This is a genomic window from Oleiphilus sp. HI0043 (assembly GCF_001634935.1).
Window position 1 is genome coordinate 1 of sequence record NZ_LWEY01000740.1, and the last position, 624, is coordinate 624.

At 41.0% G+C, this 624-nt stretch carries 1 protein-coding gene; it reads left to right on the top strand.

Annotated features, from left to right (window positions below; genetic code table 11):
- Positions 1-86: 86 nt before the first annotated feature.
- The coding region (locus A3729_RS08575; RefSeq protein WP_156497814.1) for a hypothetical protein at positions 87-624 on the top strand (538 nt) is incomplete at its 3' end.

Here is a 624-nt window from a genome sequence, read left to right on the forward strand (position 1 = left end):
TTCACTAAGGAAAATAAGGCTAAATACATACAGATGGAAGTTATTGAAAGTGCTGGTAAGCGAGAGCCCTTGTTCAAAGTTAAGCAATGGTAGCTGTCATCATGCTTTCTATGTCAGGTAGTATTCTTCAGTTCTCATCTCGTTATGTTGCCTTGCAATGTACCAAACTTTTTAGCTTTGCTCTTGCGTGCCTGACTCTTTCTATTCTGCTATCTGTTCCAACAGTTGTACTTGCCGCCAGCCAAAGCAAAGGCATTCCAGAAGAACTCTACGAGGGCATGGTCAAATTCAAGCTAAATAGCGGTGACGTCTTCAATGCACTGGCGATGATGAACGAGCCTTATATTTCAAAATATCCTGCCGACTATAACGCAGCCTTACATGGTTATAGCATGTCTAACAAAGCGCGTAAGCTGTTAGATATCAATGGCAAGCAAAAAAACAAACTTAGTGATTCTGAGCGATTTACGCTTGGTGAAGTCTACTATAACGATAACGATTGTATTAATGCGCTTAAGTCATTCAAGGGACTAAAGAATAAGCTGTCACTAGATGATAAACAGCGTTGGACTTTTTATAGAGCAAACTGCTTTATAGAGCTCGGTAGCCCACAGAGAGCAGCGA